This window comes from Subtercola boreus (assembly GCF_003399645.1).
Lineage (GTDB): Bacteria > Actinomycetota > Actinomycetes > Actinomycetales > Microbacteriaceae > Subtercola > Subtercola boreus_A.
The window spans coordinates 1-2,102 of the sequence record NZ_NBXD01000065.1 but is presented as its reverse complement, the minus strand read 5'-3'; the positions used below and the strand labels follow the sequence as shown (position 1 = coordinate 2,102).

The window sequence follows — 2,102 nt, the reverse complement described above, 5'->3', positions numbered from 1 at the left end:
TTCGTAGACCAGCGCCACCGCATCGGGGGAGCGTTCCGCCTGGGCCTCGAACATCTCATGAATACACGCCTCCTCAGCAAACGGAACGACCGTGTCATTCCACTCCTCCACCAAAAGACGCCGCTCAGGTTCGGATAGAACATCAAGTTGATGCAGCGGATGTGTTGGGCGATTTTCAAGAGTATCCGCAACACTTTCCAGCGCTTGTTGCATCAGAGCGCATAGCCGCGATGCCGACACGTTCTTCGAGACCTGCGCTGTAAGACCCAGGCTCTGGCCAAAGTCCTCGACAGACATTGCGACCGGGTAGTTTGTTGATTCTCGCCCTCCTAGCATCTCAATTCCAGAGAACGCGCGTGAACGATCTGGAGTGGACGGCATTTGATGGCGATAGTTCAGTAGTGCCCCGAATAATGGGGCGGGCGCATCGACGCGGCTGCAGCGTTGTGCCTCCGCCAGCGAAGCGTGCTCGTGTCGTAAGAGTTCCGCCAGAAGCGAGTGTGTCTTGCGCACGGCAGCCTCAACCCCCGTTGCATCCACACGCAAACGGAATGGCAATGTGTTGATGAACAAGCCCATAGCTCGCTCTAAGACCGCCGTTCCCTGGTTGCGGCCGAGAAGAACTGTCCCGAACACGACGTCCTGACGCCCCGAAGTGCGCGCTACTACCAGGCCCCACGCAACATGACAAAGGCTCGCCAGACTCACACCCAGGCGTCCTGCCTGATCGCGGAGCCGATTATTCAAGGCCGCCGGCATTGTCTCGTGCGCCTCATCAATGCTCTGGTCGGCATCGCGCACGTCACCCAAGCCAAAGGGCAGGGTCGCCTCGTCGACGTCGCCCAGCATGACCCGGAAGAAACGCATATGTTTTTCGGGGGTAATTCCTATCCTGACCTCGCCAACGAGGCTGCGAAACGGCTCCGGATCAGACAGGCTGTCTTCCCTACCGGAGAGGATTGTTTCGATTTCTTCGTTGACCACATCCTGAGTCGAATGATCGCCGATCAAGTGGTGAGAAATCTCCAGCATCAGCCAGCGTTCACTCTGTGTGTCCTGGGCGATGACAAAGTGCATAAGCGGTGCTTGAGCAAGATTCATCCGATAGTGCTCGAGGCCCGAGCTCCGTTCTAGTTGCTCTAATGCTGGGCCACCCAGTGCATCAAGTTCGATGAGTTTGACATTCAGGAGAGCATGGCGCCACACCACCTGCACCGGTGATGTCAGCTCGTCCCACAAGAAACTTGTTCGCAGTATGTCGTGGCGATCAACTACGTGTTGCGCAGCTCCCAAATACCGATCTAACAATTCCCGGCTTGAGAACGCCATTTTTGATACGACGATGTATGTGTCGCCGCTTTCTTCGAGCAGATGATGAAACAGCATGCCCTCTTGGAGCGATGACAGAGCATAGATATCTTGAACATTGGCGATACCCCCCGGCACCTTTGTCAAGACATAGTCGATCTCTGCCTGCGTCAGATCGACGAGGGGAAGCATTTCAGGCGTAATGAACATACTTTGCGGCGTGATCATATTGTCGGCCACGGCCACGGCAACGTCTGACTTCTTTTCTAGCTTTTCGGCCAGATCGCAGAGCCGTGGGGCCTCAAACAGCGCAGCGACATCAACGGCATACCCCTCTTGGCGTATGCGGCTGATGAGTCGGACGGCGAGGAGGGAGTGTCCGCCGAGGGTGAAGAAGCTGTCGCGTCGTCCGATCCGTTCAACGCCCAGCAGGTCGCTCCACAGCCCAGCCAGTAGTGTCTCGATCTCACCCACCGGTGCCTCCTCGACACCACGCGCGTAAGCCTCGTCCGCAGGCGCGGGCAAAGCGCGCCGATCCACCTTCCCATTCGGTGTCAGCGGCAGCGCGTCCAACACAACAAACGCCGCTGGAACCATGTGCTCAGGAAGACTCAACGACAAATACGACCGCAACTCGCCAGCAAGACCCACCACCTCATCCTGGGTCACCACGTAAGCGATGAGGCGTTTGTCGCCTTGTGCGTCGTCGCGGGCGACAACGAGTGCTTCTCGTACGTTGGCGTGGGTCGTCAGCTGCGCCTCGATCTCTCCGGGCTCTATCCGGAAGCCGCGCA

1 protein-coding gene is annotated in these 2,102 nt (G+C 57.8%); it reads right to left on the bottom strand.

What is annotated here, in order from left to right:
* Positions 1-2,102, bottom strand: a 2,102-nt coding sequence (locus tag B7R24_RS16895) for a condensation domain-containing protein (RefSeq protein WP_253259541.1), incomplete at both ends; no start/stop codon positions are given.